Raw genomic sequence first — 22598 nt, 5'->3', positions numbered from 1 at the left:
TACATGCTATGTATTTATTTTATCTTTTATATACAAGAATAATAATATAAGTTTGTAAGGTGCCAATAAGAACTAAGAGGCAAGATACAGTGTTAGGAGTAAGAGTTACCTCGCCTAGAGGCGAGTTGTGGTTTTGCTTACCACCTTACTACCTGACCACCTTACCACCTTAACAGGAGGTTTATAGTATGCCAGATTTCAAAGTTACTTCTGATTTTACTCCTCAAGGGGATCAGGGGAAGGCTATTGCGGAGTTAAGCAAAGGGGTAAAGGATGGGCTTAAAGCGCAAACTTTACTAGGAGTTACAGGTTCTGGAAAGACCTATACTATGGCAAAAATTATTGAAAATGTGAACAAGCCGACTTTAATATTAGCTCACAATAAAACATTAGCTGCCCAATTATATAATGAATTTACAGAGTTTTTCGGAGAAAATGCTGTTGAGTATTTCGTCAGTTATTACGATTATTATCAGCCTGAGGCATATGTGCCTGGCTCCGATTTATATATTGAAAAAGATGCGTCTGTTAACGATGAAATTGACAAACTTCGCCATTCGGCGACAGCAGCTCTCTTTGAGCGAAAAGATGTCATCGTCGTATCCTCTGTATCTTGTATTTATGGACTGGGTAGTCCAATTGATTATGAAAACTTAGTTTTATCCCTCCGTCCTGGAATGGAAAAAGATCGAGATGATGTCATTCGCAAGCTTATCGATATACAGTACAAGCGAAATGATATTGAATTCGCTCGAGGAACATTCCGAGTTCGAGGGGATGTTTTAGAGATTTTTCCAGCTGCATCTACAGATCAAGCTGTTCGAATAGAGTTTTTTGGGGATGAAGTAGATCGAATTTCAGAAATCGATGTGCTTACAGGTGAGGTAACAGGTTATCGAACTCATATCTCTATCTTTCCAGCATCTCACTATGCTACAACTCCTGAAAAACTAGAAGTTGCCATAAAGGAAATTGAAAAAGAGCTAGAAGAGCAAATAAAGGAATTTAAAAAATCAGATAAATTGCTTGAGGCTCAGAGGATTGAGCAGAGGACCAATTACGATATTGAAATGCTTCGAGAAATGGGCTACTGTAATGGCATAGAAAATTATTCTAGACATGTCAGTGGATTAGAACCTGGAAGTCCGCCCTTTACTTTAATTGATTATTTTCCTAAGGACTTTCTCCTTATAATAGATGAATCCCATGTTACCATTCCTCAGGTTCGGGGTATGTATGCTGGAGACCGTTCTCGAAAAATGAATCTAGTAGAATATGGATTCAGGTTGCCATCTGCATTAGATAATAGACCATTAAATTTCCAAGAGTTTGAGGGTAAAATTAGCACTGCTGTATTTGCTTCTGCAACTCCAGGTCCTTATGAAAAGGAAAAATCACTAAAGGTAGTAGAACAAATCATTCGACCAACTGGATTAATTGATCCAGAAATTGAAGTAGTACCAATACAAGGTCAAATTGACCACTTAGTTGGTCAAATCAATGAAAAGATTGAAAAAAATCAAAGAGTACTCGTTACTACTTTGACCAAAAAAATGGCAGAAGATTTGACAGATTACTTAAAAGAAATTGATATAAAGGTTCAATATCTACACTCTGATGTCATTACTTTAGAGCGTACAAAAATCATACGAGATTTACGACTGGGTATATACGATGTGTTAATAGGCATTAATTTGCTTAGAGAAGGCCTTGATATTCCAGAGGTAGGTTTAGTAGCCATATTAGATGCAGATAAGGAAGGATTTTTGCGATCAGAAACTTCCCTTATTCAAACCATTGGACGTGCTGCACGAAATGTAGACGCCAAAGTAATCATGTACGCAGATAATATGACAGGCTCTATGGAAAGAGCTATTACAGAAACCAATAGAAGAAGGACTATTCAAGAGGAATACAATAAAAAGCACAATATAAAACCTCAATCCGTCAAAAAGAAAATCCACGACGCCATAGAAGTAACAAAAGTCGCCGAAGACGAAGAAAAATATGCTGTGGTAGGCGAAAATATAGAAGAAACGATAATAAAACTAGAACAAGAAATGATTGCGGCAGCAGAAGAACTAGAATTCGAAAGAGCAGCCGAGTTGAGAGACCGAATTCAAGCCTTAAAGAAGGCTTGAATTCAGTAGTTCTAAGTTGTAAGTTCTATGTAAAAGCGTAATAGTCACTTTAGGTGACCAAAAACTTAGAACATACAACGTAGAACTTAGAACTCAAAAGAGGGCTTAAATTAGGTAGTTCTAAGTTGTAAGTTCTATGTAAAAGTGTAATAGTCACCTTAGGTGACCAAAAACTTAGAACATACAACGTAGAACTTAGAACTCAAAAGAGGGCTTAAATTCGGTAGTTCTAAGATCTAAGTTCTATGTAAAAGCATAACAGTCACCTTCGGTGACTAAAAACTTAGAACTTACAACATAGAACTTACAACTTAAACGAAGGGAGCATTTATGAAATACATTACGATAAAAGGTGCTAAAGAACACAATCTAAAGAATATTAATATAAAGATTCCTAGGGATCAGTTTGTGGTTTTGACTGGGCTTAGTGGGTCTGGGAAATCTTCTTTGGCTTTTGATACCATATACGCAGAGGGACAGAGAAAGTATGTAGAGTCTCTTTCTTCCTATGCAAGAATGTTTTTAGGTCAAATGAGCAAGCCTGATGTAGAAAGTATTGAAGGTTTGTCTCCAGCAATATCTATTGATCAAAAGACCACCAATCGAAATCCTCGATCCACTGTAGGAACGGTTACGGAAATCTATGATTACTACCGATTGTTATACGCTAGGATAGGTATTCCTCACTGTCCTAAGTGTGGTAAGGAGATTTCATCCCAATCTGTAGACCAGATGGTAGACCAAATTATGTCTATGGAGCCTAGGACAAAATTCCAGATACTAGCACCTATTATTCGAGGAGCAAAAGGACAGCACAAAAAACTTCTTGAATCCATTAAGAAAGATGGATATGTGCGAGCAATTATCGATGGGAATATGTTTGAATTAAGCGAGGAAATTGATTTAGATAAAAATAAAAAACACACCATTGAAGTAGTTATCGATCGTTTAGTAATAAAAGAGAATATGGAAAAAAGATTGACAGATTCTATAGAAACAGCCTTAAAAATGTCAGAAGGAGTTATTATAGTTGATGTAATTGACGGAGAAAGGCTTACTTATAGTGAAAAATTTGCCTGTGACGATTGCGGTATTTCTATGGATAAATTAGAACCTAGAATGTTCTCCTTTAATAATCCCTTTGGCATGTGTGAAGAATGTAATGGCTTAGGGTTTCATAGTCAAGTGGATCCAGAATTGTTAATTCCTGATAGGACTCTGTCTCTAAACAAAGGAGCTGTTCAATTCTATGGAATAGGCAATGAAGCTACTTATTACCATGAAATCGTATCAGGGTTAGCAAAGCTTTACGATTTTTCTATGGATGAGCCTATAGAAAATGCCCCTAAAGAGTTTATGGATGCACTTCTTTACGGAACTGATAGAGTCGTTCGCATTAACTTTGATTCTCATTTTGGAGGGTGGAAGGAAAAAGATGTAGTCTTTGAGGGTATTGTAAAAAACATGGACAGAAGGCATAGAGGGACAACGTCAGAACAGATGTTAAAGAAAATTGAGAACTTTATGTCAGATATTCCTTGCCCCAAATGCAAAGGAAAGAGATTAAATGACAATACTCTCGCAGTCACTGTTAATGATATTAATATCATCGAATTAACGGATTTGTCTGTAAAAGATAGCATAGACTTTTTCCGCAAAATTGAATTGACGCCATATGAAAAGATGATCTCTGAGCAAGTACTAATCGAATTAAAATCTCGTCTACATTTTCTGAAGGATGTAGGACTAGACTACCTGAATCTTTCTCGAAGTGCAGGCACCCTTTCGGGTGGTGAATCTCAGAGAATTCGGCTAGCCACTCAGATAGGTGCAGGTTTAGTTGGCGTTTTATATGTATTAGATGAACCTAGCATTGGTCTACACCAGAGAGATAATGAGAAGCTTCTTCAGGCTTTGAGAAACCTCACCAATCTAGGCAATACATTGATTGTAGTGGAACATGATGAGGATACCATGTATGAAGCGGATTATATTATCGATATTGGACCAGGTGCAGGCATTCACGGAGGCGAAGTAGTAGCCGAAGGAGATGTAGAAAAGATTAAAAAGTCTAGAAAGTCTATAACAGGTCAGTACCTAAGTGGCAAGAAGAGCATCCCTGTTCCATCCCAAAGACGAAAGGGAAATGGACATTTTCTTGAGATTAAAGGAGCCAAAGAGAATAATTTAAAGAACATTAATGTAAAATTCCCTCTTGGAACTTTAAACTGTGTAACGGGAGTATCTGGTTCTGGAAAAAGCACTTTGATAAATGAAATTCTCTATAAAGGTGTAGCCAACAAGACCAATCGCTTAAACAGAAAGATAGGAAAGCATAAGGAAATAGTGGGTATTGAGAATATTGACAAAGTCATTGATATTGATCAATCTCCAATAGGTCGAACACCTAGGTCAAATCCTGCCACCTATACTGGGGTATTTGATATGATTCGAGATTTATATTCTCAGACACCAGACGCAAAAGTAAAAGGATATCAAAAAGGTCGCTTCAGTTTTAATGTAAAAGGTGGGAGATGTGAAAACTGCAAGGGCGATGGCATTATAAAAATCGAAATGAACTTTCTTCCTGATGTGTATGTTCCTTGTGAAGTCTGTAAGGGGAAACGCTACAATAGAGAAACGCTTGAGGTAAAATATAAAGGAAAGAGCATTGCCGATGTCTTAGAAATGACTGTGGAAGAAGCCCTTGAATTTTTCAAGAATATTCCTAGAATCGAGCCAAAGATGCGAACGCTATACGAGGTAGGGCTAGGCTATATTAAATTAGGACAACCCTCTACTCAGTTATCTGGAGGAGAAGCACAGCGAATTAAATTGGCAACAGAGTTGAGTAAAAGGGGTACAGGCAAAACTTTATATATTTTAGATGAGCCCACTACAGGACTTCATATTGCAGATGTAGATAAATTGGTTACGGTCTTAGAACGACTAGTAGATAATGGAAACACCGTAGTCGTTATTGAACATAATTTAGATGTGATTAAAGTTGCAGATTATGTTGTTGATTTAGGTCCAGAAGGTGGAGAAGGCGGTGGGAGTATCGTCATTACAGGAACACCAGAGGAAGTGGCTCAACATGAAGGATCTTATACAGGGCATTTTCTAAAAGAAAAAATTTAGAAAATTTATGTGTTTTTTGTTTTGATTTGGAAAAAGTTTGGTATAATGCCAATATAGCCACTAGCAATCAGCGTTCAGTCATCAGTTTAGGGCACTGCTCTGCGGGTCAAAAACGATAAGCCAAAGGCGCTTTTAGTCCCTAGTGTTTAGTTAATAGCATTAGAGGATTCGTTTTGGGTCTACAAAATTATGTGCGAAAGCTCGTGTAGGGGACGACTCTGTCGTCCTGCTTAATCAACACTTACGATAGATGTAAGGTGAAAATGGAATTGTAACTAATTTAAATTTCCAATTTGTATCTTTCAAAATCGTATGTTATAATGAAAAGGTTAAAAATTTGTTTATTCAGAAGAAGAAAGTGGATATAGGAGGATTTCGATGGGATCAACAGTTGAAAAAATAGAAAAAAATGTAGCGACGGTAAAAATGGAAGTTTCAGCAGAGGACTTTAATAAAGCCGTAAACCAATCATATAATAAGAACAAAGGCAAATTTAATGTTCCAGGATTTAGAAAAGGAAAAGCACCAAGAAAGGTCATTGAAGCACAATATGGAGCGAATGTATTCTATGAAGACGCAATCGATTTTGCATTCCCAGAGGCTTATAATAAAGCTGTAGAAGAACATGAATTATTTCCAGTTTCCAGACCATCTATGGAAAGTTTAGATACAATTGATGCACAAGAAGGTCTTGTTATGACCATAAGCGTTGCTGTAAAACCTGAAGTTGAATTAGGTGAATACAAAGGCGCTGAAATCGAAAGTTTAGATTATGTAGTAACAGATGAAGACATCAATGCAGAATTAGAAAAAATTCAAAGTCAAAATGGTCGATTGGTAAGTGTTGAAGAAGGTACTGCTGCAAAAGAACAAGATACAGCTGTAATTGACTTCGAAGGATTTGTAGATGAAGTTGCTTTTGAAGGCGGTAAAGGTGAAAACTACAATCTAGTATTAGGATCAAAACAATTTATTCCAGGTTTTGAAGAACAATTAATTGGTGCAAAAGTAGGAGAAGAAGTAGACGTAAAAGTAACTTTCCCTGAAGAGTATCATGCTGCTGACTTAGCTGGAAAAGAAGCTATTTTCAAAGTAAAAGTGAACGAAATAAAGACAAAAGAATTGCCTGAAATTGATGACGAATTCGTAAAAGACATTAGTGAGTTTGATACATTAGATGAATACAAACAAGACTTAAAGGCAAAACTGCAAGAGACAAAGACAAATGAACTAAAAGAAGAAGCAAGAAACAAAGCAGCTAAATTCGCTGTAGATAACGCCACTGTTGAGATTCCTAAGCCAATGGTCGATGAAGAAATCGATAAGACAATAGAAAACTTCTCATACCGTATGCAAATGCAAGGAATCAGTATGGAAGATTATTTTAGATACACCAACTCTTCTGAAGAAGCATTTAGAGAAAGTGCAAGAGGGGATGTAGAAAACCAAATCAAGACGGATTTAGTTTTGACAAAAATAACTGAGGTAGAAAATATTCAAGCGACAGAAGAAGAAATTGCAGAAGCTATTGAAGAATATGCAAAATCTTATAATATGGAAGCAGACAAGATGAAAGAGACTATGACAGATAGTGATAAAGAATATTTCCAACAAACAGTTAAGAGAAAAAATGTAATTGCATACTTAGTTGAAAATGCAGTACAAAAGAATTAATAGATAAAAAAAGGAGTGGAATTTATGGATATGAATTTAGTTCCTATGGTTGTCGAACAAACAGGCAGAGGTGAAAGATCTTACGATATCTTTTCTAGATTATTAAAGGAGAGAATCATCTTCTTAAATGGTGAAGTTAATGATACAACGGCAAGTTTAGTTGTAGCTCAATTGCTATTTTTAGAAGCAGAAGATGCTGACAAAGACATTCAGTTGTATATTAATAGTCCTGGAGGTTCTGTTACAGCTGGTTTTGCTATATATGATACCATGAATTACATTAAAAGCGATGTCTCTACAATTTGTATTGGTATGGCAGCATCAATGGGAGCCTTCTTATTAGCTGCAGGACAAAAAGGAAAGAGATTTGCCCTTCCTAATAGTGAAATTATGATTCATCAACCACTAGGTGGCGCAAAAGGTCAATCTGTGGACGTACAAATTTACGCAAACCGATTGATTCGAACAAGAGATGAAATCAATAGAATATTAAGTGAAAAAACAGGTCAACCTATCGAAGTCGTTCAAAAAGATACAGACAGAGATAATTTTATGAATGCTAAAGAGGCAAAAGATTACGGTTTGATCGACAAAGTTATTACTTCAAGGTAAGTGAGGTGTTATAGTGGCAAAAAATGACGAACAACATATAAATTGTTCATTTTGTGGAAAAACTCAAAATCAAGTAAAGAGAATGGTCGCAGGACCAGGTGTTTATATTTGCAATGAGTGCATCGACCTTTGTCAAGAAATTGTAGGCGAAGAATATGTCTACGAAGATATTAATCTTGGTGATATTCCGGTACCACATGAAATAAAAGATTTTCTAGATGAATTTGTTATCTCACAAGAGAGAGCGAAGAAATCTTTATCTGTTGCAGTATACAATCATTACAAGAGGATTAATGCTGAGCAAATTGACGATGTTGAACTTCAAAAGAGCAATATCCTTTTATTAGGGCCTACTGGTTCAGGTAAGACTTTATTAGCTCAGACTCTAGCAAAAATCTTAAACGTCCCTTTTGCTATTGCAGATGCCACATCTTTGACAGAAGCAGGTTATGTAGGGGAAGATGTAGAAAATATTTTACTAAAATTGATTCAAGCTGCTGATTATGATATTGAAAGAGCGCAAACAGGTATCATCTATATTGACGAAATTGACAAAGTCGCTCGAAAAAGTGAAAACCCATCCATTACCCGTGATGTTAGCGGTGAGGGCGTTCAGCAAGCATTGCTCAAGATTCTTGAAGGTACAGTAGCAAATGTTCCTCCACAAGGTGGAAGAAAACATCCTCATCAAGAGTTCTTGCAGATTGATACCACGAATATTTTATTTATTCTTGGTGGTGCATTTGATGGAATCGAAAAGATCATTGCAAAACGTAGTGGTAGTAAGGCAATTGGATTTGGTGCCGATGTCAAAGGAAAAAAAGATTCCAATAGCATTAAGTTATTAAAAGAGATTCAGACAAAAGATTTACTAAAATATGGTCTAATTCCTGAGTTTATAGGTAGGGTTCCAATTATCACTACATTAGAGCCATTGGATGAAAGTGCCTTAATAAGAATCTTAACCGAACCTAAAAATGCTTTAGTTAAACAATATCAAAGATTGTTCGAAATGGATGATGTAGAATTAATTTTTGAAGAAGGTGCCTTAAAAGCAATCGCAAAAAAGGCTCTTAAAAACGAAACAGGTGCTAGAGGTTTAAGAGGAATTATTGAAGAAGTGATGTTAGACGTAATGTACGATGTTCCTTCTCAAAAGGACATTATCAAGTGCATTATTTCTGAAGAAACCATCACAAAAAACAAAGCACCTCTTCTAGTATACAGAGAAAAACAACTAGAAGAACCTAAGAAAACAAGTAAAAAGAAAAGCGACGAAGAAAGCGCTAGCTGAGAAAAAGCTCTAGAGAGAACCTCTAGAGCTTTTTTAAGCAATCAGCGTTCACGGGTGGCCAACGAACTTTCGAAGTTTTTTGCTTTTCTTAGAACTTAAAACGTACTACTTGCAACAAATCTTTTTAAAAGGAAATGACAGCATTCGCACTTTTTTTGTTGTAATAATTGCATAAGATAGTTAAAATGATATAATGATAAACGAATAGACTGTTTTTGTTAAGGAGGACTTAGGGTTTGGACGATACCATTAAATATATAGAAGAGCCAAATGAAATTTTTCAAGATAAAGAATACCCCCTAATCCCATTAAGGGGATTAAGTGTATTTCCAGGAATGGTTTTACACTTTGATGTAGGGCGAACAAAGTCTATAAATGCATTAGAAGAAGCTATGGCAGATGATCAAAATGTTATATTGGTCTGTCAAAGGAATGCAGATGTAGATGATCCAGAACCAGAAGATTTGTATTCAGTAGGTACATTAGCTGTTGTAAAACAACTCTTAAAGATGCCAGGAAATGTTATTCGAGTTTTAGTAGAAATTGAAGGCAGGGCATTGATTACAGAATATACGGAACAAGAAAACTTTTTTAAAGTTCATATACAAGAGATTAAAGGAGAACAACTAAAAGATAAAGAATCAAAAGCTTTATTGCGAATGACGAAACAATCTTTTATAACTTACCTGGGTTTGACGAAGAAATCATCACCAGATATCATTTTGGCGATGGATTCTATTAAAAACACAGATCAACTACTAGACGTCATTGGAGCAAATTTGCTTTTAGATATTGAAGAAAGCCAGGATTTACTTCAAGAACTCGATACGAAAAGACGTGTATACAAAATATACGAAGTATTAGTAAAGGAATTAGAGCTTCTTGAAATAGAAAAGGATATTGACGACAAAGTCAAAGACCAAATGGATAAGCAGCAAAAAGAATATTATCTAAGAGAGCAAATGCGTGTCATTCAAGAAGAGCTTGGAGATGGCTCTACTTCTAATAGTATTGAAGAGTATAGAGAAAAATTATCTAAGCTGGATTTAGAGGATGAAATCAAAGAAAAAGTAGAAAAGGAAATCTCAAGGTTAAGCAAAGTTCCATCAGGAACAAGTGAGGCTGGAGTTATCCAAACTTATATTGAATGGATTCTAGATTTACCTTGGAATACAGAAACAGAAGAGTTCATCGAACTAAAGGAAGCTAGAAAGATTCTAGATGAAGATCATTATGCTTTAGATAAAGTAAAGGAAAGAATTCTAGAGTATTTAGCGGTAACAAAACTATCAAATTCATTAAAGGCACCTATTTTATGCTTAGTAGGACCTCCAGGTGTAGGTAAAACTTCCATAGCAAAATCCATATCTCGTGCTATAGGTCGTAAATTTGTTCGAATGTCTTTAGGTGGAATGAGAGACGAAGCTGAGATTCGTGGACATCGTCGTACTTATGTAGGAGCTATCCCTGGAAGAATTATTTACAATATTAAACAAGCTGAAAGCAAAAATCCACTATTTCTTCTAGATGAAATAGATAAAATGAGTCAAGATTTTAGAGGGGATCCAGCATCTGCTCTATTAGAGGTACTTGATCCAGAACAAAACACAACATTTACAGACAATTATTTAGAACTTCCGTTTGACTTATCAAAAGTGATGTTCATTACCACTGCTAATAGCACAAGTACGATACCAGGTCCACTATTAGACCGTATGGAAATCATTGAACTATCGGGTTATATGGCTCAAGAAAAATTAGAAATCGCTAAAAAATATCTTTTGCCAAAACAAACCGAAATGAACGGATTAAAGAAGAGTAATATCAAGATTTCTGAAGAGACTTTAATGGAAGTGATCAATTACTACTCTCGGGAATCTGGAGTACGTGGATTAGAAAGATTGATTGCGCGTATTTGTAGAGTAGTAGCTAGAATTATCGTAGAAGATAATAAAAAATCTGTTACTGTAAATAATAAAAACTTAGAGAAATTCTTAGGATCAAGGAAATACTTCTATGATATTATCGAAGACAAAAAAGAAATTGGCTTGGTCAACGGCTTGGCTTGGACATCTGTAGGTGGAGAGACATTACAAATTGAAGCTATTTCTATGCCAGGAAAAGGAAAGGTCGAACTTACCGGACATTTAGGGGATGTAATGAAGGAATCAGCTCTAGCAGGAATTAGTTATATCCGCTCTAAAACAAAAGATCTAGGTATTGATGAAAACTTTTATAAAGAATTAGATATTCACCTTCACGTTCCAGAAGGAGCCATACCAAAGGATGGTCCCTCTGCAGGAATTACCATGACTACTGCGTTAATATCTATGTTGACAAAAACGCCAGTAAATCAGAATCTAGCTATGACTGGAGAAATCACTCTGAGAGGAAGAGTGCTGCCAATTGGTGGAGTAAAAGAAAAGCTTTTAGCCGCTCATCGAGCAAATATTCGAAATATCATTATTCCTAAGGAAAATGAGAAGGATCTAGATGAAATACCAGATAATATTAAAAAAGAGCTTCATATTTCCACTGTAGGCAATATGGAAGAGGTTATTCAATTGGTGTTTCATGGTGATTTATAATGAAAATCAATAATGTTCATTTGATTATTAGTGCAGTAAATGCAAAGCATTATCCACAACACGACCTACCAGAAGTTTTGCTTTTAGGTAGGTCGAATGTGGGCAAATCTTCGTTTATTAACACAATGATCAACAGAAAAGCCCTAGCTAGAACCAGTTCTCAGCCTGGAAAAACCCGAACGATTAATTTTTATAATGTAGAAGATCTTTTTTGCTTTGTAGATATGCCTGGTTATGGATACGCCAAGGTATCTAGAGAGGAAAGAAAAGACTTTAAGAGGATGATCGAAGAATATATAAAAAAACGTGAAAATCTAACAATTGTCATACACCTAATTGATTTTCGCCATGAGCCTACTGCTGACGATATAGAAGTGCATAATTGGCTTAGAAAGATGGACATAACTCCTATCGTCGTAGCCACAAAAATTGACAAAGTAAAGAACAATGACTACCGAAAAAATATAAAACAAATCGTTCAAGCATTCGACTTAGAAGATCCAGAAGATATTATCTTGTTTTCTTCTACTGCAAAAAGAGGAAAAGAAGAATTGATGGGAATTCTAGATGAAATCTTTTTGGATCAAGAATAAGGGATAATCTTATAATCTAATGCAGAGGCACTTAGAAATTTTTGGTTGGACGGAAAAAAATTAAGGTGGTCGGGTGGTCAGGTGGTCAGGAAAACCTAAACTCGCCTATAGGCGAGGTAAAGAAAAGAAAGATACTTCGGCTAAAGCCTCAAGGATCTAAGACCCAAGAGAAATACCCTAAACTGATTGCTGAACGCTAGTGGCTGATTGCTAATCCAAAAGGAATACTCAAACAAAAAGACAGAGTAAATGACATTTACTCTGTCTTTTTGTTTGAGAATTTATCGAGCAAATCAACGATATCGGATAATTGCTCATTTTTGTTTTTGTTTTGATCTACATTTTGGTGTTCAAAAGATTCAAATTGTTGATCTTCATTTATGCCTAGGTTATCTTCTTCTACAGAATCGTCAACGCGAGAAATTTCTGCGGTGCTTTGAAGTAATTTGAGTATGTTGACGGTTTGTTTGATTTTTGTGTATTTATCTCTTGGCATGAAAAGTTTTAGATTATCTAGTATGTATTCTGCCTTGACTTCTAGCGATTGTGCAGTTTTAATGCCGTTGATGCTATTTTTTATTTTATCTATTGTGTGGAGCCTTGATATCGTATTGTTGACTTGTCGATTGGCGCTTCCTGATAAATAAGGAGACATCTCTTGGGCAATCTCTAGACCTTCCTTAAGGGTCATTGGTCTAACGCTTACTGTATTAATGGAAGGTTCGCTTTGAATTTTTGTTAGTGAGCCTATATCATGTTTTATGCTATTTAACTTGATTAAAGCTCTTAAGAGAATTTGATTTTTTGGTTGAAGATAAGGGTTAAGCGTTTCTACAGCTTGAATGACGTCTTCTGTATCTTCACTATAGCTTGCCTCAAAGTCCGTATTGACAACTTGATGCCCTATTGGCTCTTGAGTGATATCATCTAAAGGAAAGGCTTTTCTATACAATGGAAGTTGACTATGGCCTTTTGGCCCCCACTCGTATGATCTGTTTTTATTCATATACAACACTCCAAGTTTATTTACTATAATCTATGCTTCTCCAATTTCATATAGACCTAGCTGTGCATAAGGTGTTTCATTGATTCATTTGGGGATTATGTACCTAGTCTATCAGCCCCCAAATGAATCAAAAGGATTAACCTTTATTGTATTAATTTGCTACTAGGATTTCCTGAGGTGATTCACGGATCCTAAAAAATATCAAATCCGTCTCCACATAGACATAATATTACGATTAAGATTAATAGCCAATTGTCTCCTAAATTAAATTTATCAAAAATATTGTCTCCACAACCATCATCTTTAAGTAGTAAAAAGACTACAAGTAAAATTACAATAATCAAAAGCGTATTATCATCATCGAATATACCTTCTAAAAAACCCATACTTACCTCCCTATTATATATAGGAAATGGCATTGGCCATTTCCCAAACTCTTATTTCCCTATAGTCTATATTCTATACAGGGACTTCTTATGCAATTTTTAATATGTGTTTCTTTGCACGGTGCATTATTTTGAAAAATTTACTCTGGTGTATATTACGTTAAGCAATTCATATGGTGATGAATTAATTGTGTTTTTTACGTAATTTTCTTAATTAGTGAATATGATCACTAATAGTAAGAAGAAGAACAACAATGTTTCGTCATTATCCCCGCATATACCACAGCTGTCAAATAATACAATTAATAACAAGAAAAACATTAATAGTGTTGAACAATCACAGTTATCTCCAAAAAAACAAGACATTTATTTACCTCCTAAATTAATGATATTGGCATTGCTTAGTTCATATTACGCAGATGTAGAGGAAAGTGTGAAAAAATAAAGCACAATTTAAAAACAAGGACATAGAATACTATTGAGAACTTATAAATGGGAGGGATTCATATCAAAGACAAAGAGGTAATGGATATGATCAAGAAAGTCGATGATCTAAAACAGAAAGACGAAGCGCTGTATGAGAAAAAAGTTGACGAACTAAAAAATACCATCGGTAAAGATAAAGTAGATAAGAAGTTAAAAGAGTTGGATAAAAAATACGGTAATCAATTGAATGACTCAATAAATAAGATTAGCGAATTTAAAAAAACAGCTTCTAACGAAGAAGTAGCTCAATTAATTCTAGATATGAAAGATAAACTCTCAAAAGAAGACCAAAAGAAATTTGATAAGTTCCTAAAGATGGCAAAAAACTATATGAAAGATATTTAATGGGGGTAGAGATGTCAATTTTAAATAATTTATTAAATTCCGATCCGGAAGCAGCTGAAAAGCGCAAGGAGATCAATGAAAAGAAATTGGCTGAAAAAAAGGAAAGACGAGCAAAAAAACTTGCAGAGACAAAAGCAAGACGTGAAAAGATAAAAGCAGAGAAGGCAGAAAGGTTAGCCAAAAGAAAAGGAGCGAGAAAACAAAAGGTTAAGGATATAAATGAGAATAGAGAAGAAGATATAGATATTAAAGAAGAATTAGAAGAAGCAAAAGAAGAAACACAAAAAGAAAGCGAAGAAATTCAAGAAGATAATAAGGAAGTAGAAGAAGTCAAATACATCAAAACAAGATCACGAAAAAGAAATAACTAATATCATATTATCACCCTTTTTCTCGTTTGCACATAGATTATAGCAAACGCAGGAAAGGGGTGTTTGCTATTTCTAGACGAAAAAAAATTGATAGTAGATTGTTAAATCGAATTCAAAAAAACAATGATGAGAATGTTTCCATCATTATATTATATAAGGATTTCAATAAACTAAGTAAGAGAAAAGCATTAGAAAATTGTGATTGTACAATAAAGTATAATTTAGACCTTATTGATGCTGTAGCTGTAGATATACCAGCATCAAGAATAGAGGAACTATCGAAGTTGCCGGAAGTCAATTTTATTGCTGACGATTCAAAAGTGACGACGCAAATGGAAATCGTACGAGGTACTGTTGCCAGTGACGTATCAGAGGATCTAGGATATGATGGGAGCAATATAGGCGTGGCTGTACTAGATACAGGGGTATATCCTCATGAGGATCTAACTGCAAAAGAAAATCGAATCGTTGCGTTTAAAGATTTTGTCAATAACTACACTAGTCCATATGATGATAATGGTCATGGTACCCATGTAGCTGGAATTATTGCTGGAGACGGAACAGCTTCTAAAGGCAAGTATAGAGGCATTGCCCCAAAGTCAAAAATCATCGGCGTAAAGGTAATGAATGCCGATGGAGGGGGGGCAACCTCTGATATTGTCGCTGGCATGCAATGGGTTTTAAATAATAGAGACAAATACAATATTAAAATTATGTCCTTGTCGCTTGGATCTAATCCAGATCTTAGAGAATATGATGACCCGTTAGTAAAAGGGGTCAATGCATTATGGTCTAAGGGGGTGGTAGTAGTTACTGCAGCAGGAAATGCAGGACCAGAAAGTACTACTATTAACTCTCCAGGGATTAGTCAAAAGGTCATAACTGTAGGATGTTCCGATGCAAAGGGAACTGTAGATATAAAAGATGATACTATTGCTGAGTTCTCTAGTCGTGGTCCTACTGCTTCAAAAAAAACAAAGCCAGATTTAGTAGCTCCAGGAGTTAAAGTAAATTCTTTAAAGACAAATAAACAGTACGTACCTAATGAGAATGCCGCATTGTCAAAAGAGAGAGGTTATGTTCAGTTAAGTGGTACGTCCATGTCTACGCCGGTAGTTTCAGGTGCTTTAGCTCTACTATTACAAAAAGAGCCTAATTTGGCTCCAGATACAATTAAGAAGAGATTGTTAAAATCAACAGATAAAATTGCAGGCGGTAGATACGATCAAGGTAGAGGCTCTTTAAATATTAAAAAACTCTTATCATAATGAAATAGAAGAAATCATATAATGAACTAGGTGATTATATGAAAAAATATACGAAAGCATTGATAATCGTTGCTCTTTTATTGATGGGCATAACAGTGTGGAATTGGAAAAGTAATCAGGTAAGACTTACTAATGGCAGTATCTATTTAGGGTATTTTACTCAGGTCCCTCCTAATTATGAGGAATTACTACAACAGACTTATGGTCAATCTCCTCACTATGCTAATTTTGGAGATGTAAAAATAAGTATTGAAAAAACCATAAAAGAAAAATACTATATTGTCTATTCTTGGGTAAATGGTGACCAGAGTTACTTTGCAGTAAATTCAATTATTGAAAATACAAAGAAAAATAAACTAAACAAAGATGATTTTAGTAGTATGTATATTAAAGATGACAAGGGAAATACACTCTTTCCCTTGCCATATTATAGTATCGTAGATTTTCCTTCAGATCAACCACTAGGCTGGAAGCAAATACTATACGTAAAATTCTACCCATTAGACAAAGATGTGAAAACTGTAGATATATATATTACATACAAAGGGGAGCAGAAAGTTATTGAAGATGTACCAGTATCTTGAAAGGGGAAAGCTGACAGCGGAAAGCGGAATAGCCACCATTTGGTGGCTTTTGTTTTTTCAGCTTTCTGCATTCAGCTTTCCGCTAATAGATTTTTTGCTAAGCAACTAGTTTCTTCCTACTTACATAAATTTATGGTATACTAACACTCATAAAGTATTGGTGACGGTGGATGAAGGATAGAATAATTGAAGAGGCTAAAAAATTAAATATCGATTTGATTGGATTTACGAATGCGGATGTTTTTCATGAGGCTAAATCTGCAATTGAGGATAGAATAGATAAGGAAAATCTGTCTCCTTTTTTACCGCTAGATTTAGAAAAAAATACAAATCCTTTAAAAGTATGGGATGAAGCAAAGTCCATTATTAGCATTGGGATTTTTTATAAGCATGACATCCTCTTTGGAGAAGATGAGTCAAATGGTGGCAAAATCTCTAGGGTGGCTTGGGGAAAAGACTATCACATTGTTTTAATGGACAAGATGAATAGACTTATGAGTACCATTCAGGCAATCTATCCTCAATTAGAGTACAAGCCATTTACGGATAGTGGTTTTTTATTAGATCGAGCTATTGCTGAACGAAGCGGATTGGGTTATTATGGAAAAAATGGCTTTATCATCAATCCCCTCTACGGAAGCTACATATTCTTAGGTCATATACTCGTCAATGTAGACATTGAAGAAAATGCAAAGAAAATGAATTCTAAATGCGGCCCTTGTAAAAGGTGTATTACCGCCTGCCCTACAGGAGCCCTAGAGGAAGGACAAGGCTTCCGTTCTAAGAAGTGTATTTCCTATTTGACTCAAAAAAAAGAGTTTCTAAATAGAGAAGAAAGAAAATCTTTAGGCAATAGCCTCTATGGTTGCGATATTTGCCAAGAGGTCTGTCCTATGAATAAAGGAAGTCTTCTTTCAAAAGAAGGACAGTTTGCACCGGATTTATCTACAGTAAAACCAAAACTCAAAGATCTATTAAAGATGGACAATAAAACCTTTAAGAAAAATTACGGGAGTACAGCAGCAGGTTGGAGAGGAAAAAAGAATCTCCAAAGAAACGCCATCATTGTAGCTGGCAATGTACAAAGTGAAGAAAATTTTCGATTATTAATAGACACATTAAAGGACAATAGACCAGATATTCGACTCTATGCTATGCTATCTCTATTAGAGTACGGAGAAAAGGGAAGAGTATTAGTGGAAAAGAGTTTGGTATTAGAGGATGAAGAATTCAAACAAAAATACGTGGAAAGCGGAAAACTGAAAGGGGAAGACTAGCCACCTGTGGTGGCTTTAATTTAATGGCATATGAACGGAGTAAACTGTCTCTACGAACTTAGAGGCTAGGTGTTATACGCTAGAGGCAAGAAAATCAAGATCTTTCGGCTAAAGCCTCAAGGATGATATGCTTTTCTCTATCTCGCCTAAAGGCGAGTGTAGGTTTTTCTTTCCACTTTCCCCATTCCGCTTTCAGCAAAAAAGAGGTGATTAACGTGAATAGAATGATAATAGATGTTCAAGATGGTCAGGTTTGTATTGCCATTACAAAAGAGAATAAATTAGACCATTTTTTTATAGAGAGAGCAACAGGATCTGAACATTATGGAAACATTTATATAGGGAGAGTAGAGCAGATTAAACCAGGCATTCAAGCGGCCTTTGTCAATATTGGAGAAGGAAAAAATGGTTTGCTTCATCAAAAGGATATTCATCCCAATGATGAAAACCTGCCCATTGAAAAATGCGTTAAAAAAGGGCAAGAATTGATCGTTCAGGTTAAAAAAGAAGCTATTGGAGATAAGGGTCCTCGGTTGACAACAAAATGTTCTCTATCTGGACATTTTCTAGTTTTATTGCCAATGGAAAAAAAGGTTTATATCTCTAAAAAAATTAGGAATACGGATGAAAAAAATCGATTAATGAAGATTGCAAAAAACCTTAAAGGCCAAGATTATGGGCTTATAGTGCGAACGGAAGCAGAAGGTGCAGAAGAAGAAAACATAAAAAGAGAATTAGATTATCTTCTTAGCAAGTGGAAAAAGGTAAATCCTATAGAAATTGCCCCAAAGCTATTGTTAAGAGATTCCTCTATTGTAGGTCGGATGATAAGAGATTACTATAATGAAGAAATTGATGATATTATAGTAAATGGAAGAGAAATTTTAGAAGAATTAGAAAGATATTTTAGTATCTACTTTTTAGAAAGTGTAGAGAAGATAAAATATATAGAACAACCATATCTCTTAAATTACTGTGGATTAGAAGATCAAGTAAATGAATTGTTTGATCGCAAGGTATGGTTGGAGAGCGGTGGATATATTGTTATTGATTATACAGAAGCTTGTACGGTAATTGACGTAAATAGTGGAAGGTTTACTGGTCATAATAATATGGAAGAAACCTTTTTAAAGATTAATCTAGAAGCTACTGAAGCAATAGCAAATCAAATTCGATTGAGAAATATCGGTGGTATTATTATCATTGATTATATAAATATAAAAAAAATGGAAGAGCAGAAGACTGTAGTAGATTACTTAGAGAAATGCCTTGAAAAAGATAAATTAAAGACAAAAATATATGGCTTTACTGAGCTTTGTATTTTACAAATGACACGAAAGCAACAGGGAAAGAGATTAAATAGGATACAAACAGAGGAGTGTAAAATTTGCGTAGGGACAGGTTATCTTCCGAAGCAAGAAGTTCTATTTTACAAAGCTATGTCTATAATGGAAAGAAATAAGAATCTCTTAAAACAAAATACCCTTTTTCTTAAAGTGAATCCTTATTTAAAAGAACTCATTGTAGAGAAAAGAGAAAAAAATGAGCATAATGTAGTTCAAATGATTGAGGAGTATTATAAGGTTAAAGTGCAAATTGAAGTTAGTCCTTTTATGGAGTTTGGGGAAATAATTATTTTTTAAGGTGGTCAGGTAGTCAGCAAATATGCGACTGACGTCGCAGTGAACGATGAACATGGAACAATGAATAATGAACAATTTGAAAGAGTAATAAGGATCGCATATTTGTGTTTTTCAATATAATAGTGCTTGTCGTTTGTTCGAAAAACTACAAAAAAATTTGACTTCGAACAAGCGTCTGTGCTATACTAATTTGACGTACGAGGTACGTTGAAGCCGCACGAGAGAGGTTATAAAGCCATTTGGCTACCTGGTAGGCGAGACTGGATTGAGGAGGTGTTTTATAGTATGTACGCTATAATTAAAAGTGGTGGAAAACAATATTGTGTTCAAGAAGGCGACATTATCGAAGTTGAAAAATTAAACGTGGCTGAAGGTCAAGCTGAAGTAAACTTTGAAGATGTTTTAGCTATTAACAATGGAGAAATGGTAGTTGGTACTCCAAATGTTGCTGGTGCTGTTGTTTCTGCAGAAGTTGTAGAACAAGGTAAAGGCAAAAAAGTAATCATCTACAAATACAAATCTAAAAAAGATTATAGAAGAAAACAAGGTCATAGACAACCATATACAAAAGTTAAGATTACTAGTATCTCAGCTGGAAAGTAATATCCTATGATTCGTTGTAAAATCAGTAGAAAAGATGGACGTATTTCCTCTGTGAACATTGCTGGACATAGTGGATACGACATCATTGGATATGACATTGTATGCGCTGCAGTATCCGCATTATCTATTACGGTGCTGAATGGACTTACAGAGTATGTCAAAGCAGACATTAAGTACGAGATAAAAGACGATGGATATATTGACTTTGAAATACTGGATACAGATGATAAAGTCAAGATTTTACAAATAGATGCTATTGTTGAAACTTTTTATCTAGGACTTAAAAGTATCGAATTAAATTACAGTGAATATATAAAAGTACAAGAATGAACGGAGGTGTACTAAAATGATAAAAATGAATTTACAATTATTTGCCCATAAAAAAGGGGTAGGTAGTTCTCGAAATGGTAGAGATAGTGAATCAAAACGATTAGGCGTTAAAAGAGCGGATGGACAATTTGTACTAGCTGGAAATATATTAGTAAGACAGAGAGGTACAAAGATTCACCCAGGTGTTAATGTAAAAAGAGGTGGAGACGATACTTTATTTGCAACAGCAGACGGCATCGTGAGATTCGAAAGAAAAGGTAGAGACAAAAAACAAGTTAGTATATATCCAAGAGAAGCTATGTAAGATGACAGCCACCTCAAATGAGGTGGCGTTTTTAATAATTAAGGTGGTCAGGTGGTCAGGTAGTCAGGTGGTCAGGTGGTCAGGTAGTCAGGTGGTCAGGTGGTCAGGTGGTAGGGTGGACAGAAAAACCCTTACTCGCCTATGGGCGAGATAATGACGGGGGCTCCTCCTCTAGTCATCCTGAGGAGCTTGCGACGAAGGATCTTTGCTTTCTGACTATTAAAGCATACCATATGAATTGGAGTTTTTTAAATTTTAAATTCTCAATTCTAAATTGTTTTTATAGGGCTATCTTAATAAAAAAGTGGGTATAACTAAGGATATATTGTTTCGCAAAGAGAGAGTGATAAAATGTTCGTAGATAGAGTACAAATTGATATAAAAGCTGGGAATGGTGGTCATGGGAGCATGGCTTTTCGTAGAGAAAAATACGTTCCTAATGGAGGACCAGCAGGTGGAGACGGTGGAAAAGGCGGAGATGTGGTTTTTAAAGTCGATTCTAATCTTAGAACTCTAGTGGATTTTCGATATAAGAGAAAACACGAGGCACCTTCTGGTGGAAATGGAGAAGGTAGTAATCGTTCAGGAAAAGCAGGTGAAAATTTGATTATTGGAGTACCTCCAGGTACTGTAATCTTCAATAAAGATACTGGAAATATTATTGCCGATTTAACTGAAATGGATGAAGAAGTCATCATTGCAAAAGGTGGCAAAGGTGGAAGAGGCAATCAGCATTTTGCCACTGCCACAAGACAAGCACCTCACTTTGCTGAAGGTGGCGAAAAAGGTCAAGAGCTTACGGTTGTGTTAGAATTAAAATTGTTGGCAGATGTAGGTTTACTAGGATTCCCTAATGTTGGGAAATCAACATTTCTATCTGTAGTATCAAAAGCAAAGCCAAAAATTGCAAATTATCATTTTACTACACTAGTGCCCAATTTAGGCGTTGTTAAATGGAAGGACTACCCTAGTTTTGTAGTAGCAGATATTCCTGGAATTATTGAAGGAGCCAATGAAGGTGCAGGACTAGGTCATCAGTTTTTAAGGCACGTAGAGAGAACAAAGCTGTTAATTCATATACTAGATGTTTCTGGGTTTGAAGGCAGAGATCCTTATGATGATTTTAAAAAGATTAATCTAGAATTAGAAAAACACAATAAAAAATTATCAGAAAGAAGACAGATCGTAGCATTAAATAAAGCCGATGTTGTAGAAGATTTATCCACTTTAGATGAATTGAAGGAAAAATTAATACAAGACGGTTTTGAAGTGTTTGTTTTATCTGCTGCAACAAATCAAGGCATTGAAGCAATATTAGACCGTACAGCTACATTATTGAAAGAAATTGGAGAGGTAGAGCCAATTTTTGAGGTAAATGAAGAAGAGGCGCAAAAGGTATATCGCCCAACCTTTGAGAAAGATTACAGAGTACGAAGAGAGAACGATTATTATGTTATTGAAGGAGAACTAGTAGAGCGATTGCTCACTTCTGTAAATTTTGATGATTACGATTCTGTAGCTTATTTCCAGAAAGTATTAAGAGATAAAGGTGTCATTCGAGATCTTGAAGATTTGGGGATCGAAGACGGAAAAATAGTACGTATGGGTGATATCGAATTTGAATATTTTAAATAGGAGGAAAAAATGCTAAATAGCAAACAGAGAAATTTTTTGAGATCTCTTGCTCATCATGAGCCGGACATTATTCACATTGGCAAGGAAGGTATTACACCTAATATTGTAGTTCAAACCAAAGATGCCTTGAAAGCTAGAGAACTAGTAAAAGGTAAGGTGCAACAAAATTCACTTGAAGAGGTAAAAGAAGTGGCAGAAAGTTTAGCAACTTCTACAAGTGCAGAGATCGTTTGTGTTATTGGAAATAAATTTGTATTATATAAACACAATCATACAAAGCCTATTATTGAACTCCCCAAATCAAAAGGAAAATAAGG

General features: G+C 35.3%; 21 protein-coding genes. 18 read left to right on the top strand and 3 right to left on the bottom strand.

Features of this window, described 5'->3' with window-relative positions:
- Window positions 1-188 precede the first annotated feature (188 nt).
- The 7 genes from uvrB to yihA all read left to right on the top strand — a co-directional run bounded on the left by uvrB (window position 189) and on the right by yihA (window position 12043).
- A complete protein-coding gene (gene uvrB / locus DES36_RS02440; RefSeq protein WP_113919626.1) occupies window positions 189-2141 on the top strand; it encodes an excinuclease ABC subunit UvrB in 1953 nt (650 codons plus the stop codon).
- Window positions 2142-2471: 330 nt separating this feature from the next.
- Window positions 2472-5282, top strand: coding sequence for an excinuclease ABC subunit UvrA (uvrA, locus tag DES36_RS02435; RefSeq protein WP_113919625.1), 2811 nt, complete (start codon window positions 2472-2474; stop codon window positions 5280-5282).
- 378 nt (window positions 5283-5660) lie between these two features.
- Window positions 5661-6956, top strand: coding sequence for a trigger factor (gene tig / locus DES36_RS02430; RefSeq protein ID WP_113919624.1), 1296 nt, complete (start codon window positions 5661-5663; stop codon window positions 6954-6956).
- A gap of 30 nt (window positions 6957-6986) precedes the next feature.
- On the top strand, window positions 6987-7568 hold the full coding sequence (gene clpP, locus DES36_RS02425) for an ATP-dependent Clp endopeptidase proteolytic subunit ClpP (protein WP_113919676.1): 582 nt from the start codon (window positions 6987-6989) through the stop codon (window positions 7566-7568).
- 13 nt (window positions 7569-7581) lie between these two features.
- Window positions 7582-8862 (top strand): ATP-dependent Clp protease ATP-binding subunit ClpX, encoded by a 1281-nt coding sequence (gene clpX / locus DES36_RS02420; RefSeq protein ID WP_113919623.1) that lies wholly within the window; start codon window positions 7582-7584, stop codon window positions 8860-8862.
- Window positions 8863-9098: 236 nt separating this feature from the next.
- On the top strand, window positions 9099-11450 hold the full coding sequence (lon, locus tag DES36_RS02415) for an endopeptidase La (protein WP_341457115.1): 2352 nt from the start codon (window positions 9099-9101) through the stop codon (window positions 11448-11450).
- The gene (gene yihA / locus DES36_RS02410; RefSeq protein ID WP_113919622.1) at window positions 11450-12043 is read left to right on the top strand and encodes a ribosome biogenesis GTP-binding protein YihA/YsxC; all 594 of its coding nucleotides are present in this window, start codon (window positions 11450-11452) and stop codon (window positions 12041-12043) included. The genes lon and yihA overlap by 1 nt, the downstream gene beginning before the upstream one ends.
- Before the next feature lie 256 nt (window positions 12044-12299).
- Here the strand turns inward: yihA and DES36_RS02405 are convergent, their stop codons facing one another.
- From DES36_RS02405 to DES36_RS14715, 3 genes are all read right to left on the bottom strand, one after another.
- Entirely contained in the window at window positions 12300-13049 is a 750-nt protein-coding gene (locus DES36_RS02405) for a hypothetical protein (RefSeq protein ID WP_113919621.1), read from the bottom strand.
- A 191-nt stretch (window positions 13050-13240) separates the two neighbouring features.
- Window positions 13241-13468 carry a hypothetical protein gene (locus DES36_RS02400; RefSeq protein WP_146953588.1) on the bottom strand — a complete coding sequence of 76 codons (228 nt, stop codon included), beginning with the start codon at window positions 13466-13468 and terminating at the stop codon, window positions 13241-13243.
- Window positions 13469-13645: 177 nt separating this feature from the next.
- The gene (locus DES36_RS14715; protein ID WP_170128142.1) at window positions 13646-13801 is read right to left on the bottom strand and encodes a hypothetical protein; all 156 of its coding nucleotides are present in this window, start codon (window positions 13799-13801) and stop codon (window positions 13646-13648) included.
- Between the two features lie 165 nt (window positions 13802-13966).
- On the opposite strand from DES36_RS14715, the gene DES36_RS02395 reads away from it, so the two are divergent.
- From DES36_RS02395 to yhbY, 11 genes are all read left to right on the top strand, one after another.
- Window positions 13967-14266, top strand: a complete 300-nt coding sequence (locus DES36_RS02395; RefSeq protein ID WP_146953586.1) for a hypothetical protein — start codon at window positions 13967-13969, stop codon at window positions 14264-14266.
- An 11-nt stretch (window positions 14267-14277) separates the two neighbouring features.
- Window positions 14278-14637 (top strand): hypothetical protein, encoded by a 360-nt coding sequence (locus DES36_RS02390; protein WP_113919618.1) that lies wholly within the window; start codon window positions 14278-14280, stop codon window positions 14635-14637.
- 26 nt (window positions 14638-14663) lie between these two features.
- Window positions 14664-15905, top strand: a complete 1242-nt coding sequence (locus tag DES36_RS02385) for a S8 family peptidase (protein WP_207657417.1) — start codon at window positions 14664-14666, stop codon at window positions 15903-15905.
- A 38-nt stretch (window positions 15906-15943) separates the two neighbouring features.
- Entirely contained in the window at window positions 15944-16489 is a 546-nt protein-coding gene (locus tag DES36_RS02380; protein ID WP_113919616.1) for a hypothetical protein, read from the top strand.
- A 170-nt stretch (window positions 16490-16659) separates the two neighbouring features.
- Window positions 16660-17766 (top strand): tRNA epoxyqueuosine(34) reductase QueG, encoded by a 1107-nt coding sequence (gene queG / locus DES36_RS02375; protein WP_113919615.1) that lies wholly within the window; start codon window positions 16660-16662, stop codon window positions 17764-17766.
- Window positions 17767-17990: 224 nt separating this feature from the next.
- Complete coding sequence (locus DES36_RS02370) at window positions 17991-19409, top strand: Rne/Rng family ribonuclease (RefSeq protein WP_242981678.1); 1419 nt, start codon at window positions 17991-17993, stop codon at window positions 19407-19409.
- Window positions 19410-19694: 285 nt separating this feature from the next.
- A complete protein-coding gene (gene rplU / locus DES36_RS02365) occupies window positions 19695-20012 on the top strand; it encodes a 50S ribosomal protein L21 (protein WP_113919613.1) in 318 nt (105 codons plus the stop codon).
- A gap of 6 nt (window positions 20013-20018) precedes the next feature.
- A complete protein-coding gene (locus tag DES36_RS02360; RefSeq protein ID WP_113919612.1) occupies window positions 20019-20342 on the top strand; it encodes a ribosomal-processing cysteine protease Prp in 324 nt (107 codons plus the stop codon).
- A 16-nt stretch (window positions 20343-20358) separates the two neighbouring features.
- Window positions 20359-20646, top strand: a complete 288-nt coding sequence (rpmA, locus tag DES36_RS02355) for a 50S ribosomal protein L27 (RefSeq protein WP_113919611.1) — start codon at window positions 20359-20361, stop codon at window positions 20644-20646.
- Window positions 20647-20997: 351 nt separating this feature from the next.
- Complete coding sequence (gene obgE / locus DES36_RS02345) at window positions 20998-22281, top strand: GTPase ObgE (RefSeq protein WP_113919609.1); 1284 nt, start codon at window positions 20998-21000, stop codon at window positions 22279-22281.
- Window positions 22282-22290: 9 nt separating this feature from the next.
- The gene (yhbY, locus tag DES36_RS02340; protein ID WP_113919608.1) at window positions 22291-22596 is read left to right on the top strand and encodes a ribosome assembly RNA-binding protein YhbY; all 306 of its coding nucleotides are present in this window, start codon (window positions 22291-22293) and stop codon (window positions 22594-22596) included.
- The last annotated feature ends 2 nt before the right edge of the window (window positions 22597-22598 follow it).

The organism is Alkalibaculum bacchi (assembly GCF_003317055.1).
GTDB classification, from domain to species: domain Bacteria; phylum Bacillota; class Clostridia; order Eubacteriales; family Alkalibacteraceae; genus Alkalibaculum; species Alkalibaculum bacchi.
This window is presented reverse-complemented; position numbering and strand designations above follow the sequence as displayed.

Coding starts and splice junctions, on each gene's coding strand:
- DES36_RS14715 (WP_170128142.1), bottom strand. CDS start 13,801: ATGTCTTGTTTTTTTGGAGATAACTGTGATTGTTCAACACTATTAATG.
- DES36_RS02405 (WP_113919621.1), bottom strand. CDS start 13,049: ATGAATAAAAACAGATCATACGAGTGGGGGCCAAAAGGCCATAGTCAA.
- yihA (WP_113919622.1), top strand. CDS start 11,450: ATGAAAATCAATAATGTTCATTTGATTATTAGTGCAGTAAATGCAAAG.
- clpP (WP_113919676.1), top strand. CDS start 6,987: ATGAATTTAGTTCCTATGGTTGTCGAACAAACAGGCAGAGGTGAAAGA.
- obgE (WP_113919609.1), top strand. CDS start 20,998: ATGTTCGTAGATAGAGTACAAATTGATATAAAAGCTGGGAATGGTGGT.
- DES36_RS02380 (WP_113919616.1), top strand. CDS start 15,944: ATGAAAAAATATACGAAAGCATTGATAATCGTTGCTCTTTTATTGATG.
- DES36_RS02390 (WP_113919618.1), top strand. CDS start 14,278: ATGTCAATTTTAAATAATTTATTAAATTCCGATCCGGAAGCAGCTGAA.
- rplU (WP_113919613.1), top strand. CDS start 19,695: ATGTACGCTATAATTAAAAGTGGTGGAAAACAATATTGTGTTCAAGAA.
- queG (WP_113919615.1), top strand. CDS start 16,660: ATGAAGGATAGAATAATTGAAGAGGCTAAAAAATTAAATATCGATTTG.
- uvrA (WP_113919625.1), top strand. CDS start 2,472: ATGAAATACATTACGATAAAAGGTGCTAAAGAACACAATCTAAAGAAT.
- DES36_RS02395 (WP_146953586.1), top strand. CDS start 13,967: ATGATCAAGAAAGTCGATGATCTAAAACAGAAAGACGAAGCGCTGTAT.
- yhbY (WP_113919608.1), top strand. CDS start 22,291: ATGCTAAATAGCAAACAGAGAAATTTTTTGAGATCTCTTGCTCATCAT.
- rpmA (WP_113919611.1), top strand. CDS start 20,359: ATGATAAAAATGAATTTACAATTATTTGCCCATAAAAAAGGGGTAGGT.
- uvrB (WP_113919626.1), top strand. CDS start 189: ATGCCAGATTTCAAAGTTACTTCTGATTTTACTCCTCAAGGGGATCAG.
- DES36_RS02370 (WP_242981678.1), top strand. CDS start 17,991: ATGATAATAGATGTTCAAGATGGTCAGGTTTGTATTGCCATTACAAAA.
- DES36_RS02360 (WP_113919612.1), top strand. CDS start 20,019: ATGATTCGTTGTAAAATCAGTAGAAAAGATGGACGTATTTCCTCTGTG.
- DES36_RS02400 (WP_146953588.1), bottom strand. CDS start 13,468: ATGCCATTTCCTATATATAATAGGGAGGTAAGTATGGGTTTTTTAGAA.
- tig (WP_113919624.1), top strand. CDS start 5,661: ATGGGATCAACAGTTGAAAAAATAGAAAAAAATGTAGCGACGGTAAAA.